This window comes from Bartonella fuyuanensis (assembly GCF_014197255.1).
Classification (GTDB): Bacteria; Pseudomonadota; Alphaproteobacteria; order Rhizobiales; family Rhizobiaceae; genus Bartonella; species Bartonella fuyuanensis.
This window is the reverse complement of sequence record NZ_JACIFE010000068.1, coordinates 1-1,349: the sequence shown is the minus strand read 5'-3', so window position 1 is coordinate 1,349 and position 1,349 is coordinate 1. Positions and strand designations below refer to the sequence as shown.

Annotated in this window: 1 pseudogene; it reads right to left on the bottom strand. The window is 46.6% G+C overall.

The features are described from left to right. Positions 1-1,349: pseudogene (locus GGR08_RS07945) on the bottom strand (DUF637 domain-containing protein); the annotation flags it as partial.

The window sequence follows — 1,349 nt, the reverse complement described above, 5'->3', positions numbered from 1 at the left end:
CCTTCAGCGTTACATCATAAGCACCAACCTCACTTGTCTCGCCCATCATCAATAGGCCATCACTGAAAAGCTCAACCCGCTTTTTAGAAACAATGCGCCCCGTTTGGCTGAGACTTTTTTGCGTATGTAAAGCAATGGTATCATTGCTTTCTATCGTGCCACTATTGCTTAAATCACCATAACTCGTTAGTTGAAGATCACCACGCTCAATCTCTATGGACCCTGCTTGGATCACACTATCAGCAACAATATTGACTGCCCCTTGCGTAGAAATGAGACCATCAATATTCTCAAAACTGCCCACATTAATGCGCAAACCATCCCGCGCTAAAACATGCGCACCTTCATCATGTGTAGCGTTTCGTTGGTCTGAATTTGTCGTTTCAGCGCTTTTATTGACAAAAGACGTTGCAACAATCTTCATCTCACCGGCTAAAGCACTGAGAAGACCAGCCTCATTGTTTATCTGACCCGCACGCGTCTCTTTCAGCCCACCAATGCTGAGAGCTTCTTCTGCAATCATTCTCCCTTGTGTGTTGGTCAAATTACCATCACTGAATAGGTCCATAGATTTTTTGGCATAAATCAGCCCACCATTGCTGACATCTCCTGCCACATTGAGGGTAATACTCTCACCACTTGAACCAATCCTGCCGCCGTTGCGCAATCGCCCTGCAGACAAAACAAAACTGCCACCACTTTGAATGACCGAACCAGAGACATTTTCAAGTAAAGCTTGTTGGCTACCCGTGCTCCCTTGTGTGCTAATCGCCATGTGTAAATCATTGCTGGCAATCAACATCCCTTGATTTTTCAAAGCACCAATATGAGCATCGACACTCTCACCGCGCATTGTACCAAAATTGATAACCCCATCACGCACTTGAAGGGTTAATGCTCCCTCTTGGGCTTCCACAGTCCCTGCTTGGGTGAAAGCATCTGCACTTAAAACCACATCATAACTTAAAATCGTGCTTGCTTGACCAGTTGTAAGCATGCCCCCCGCTGTCAAGGAAACCTGCTGCATACTGACAAGATCACCCGTGTGAGTGAGAGCACCATAGGCATCCAGCGTTATCTTTCCATTAGACCAGACAGTGCCTTCTTGGATCAGGGCACCGTGATGCGCGTAAAGGTCAATTTTTTGCTCTGCCACTAAGCGCGCACGTGATGTAAAATCTGCTGCTTCCACCAAAAGAGAGCCGCCGGCGCTATAATGTCCAGCGCCTACAATGAGCCCATCATCGGATTTCAGTACAATATTCTCCTTGGCACCAATATGGTTGTTTAAAGCGGTGATTTGATTGGTTTCAATGGTCAGATCGCCAAGGGAAGAAACCCCTGTTTGA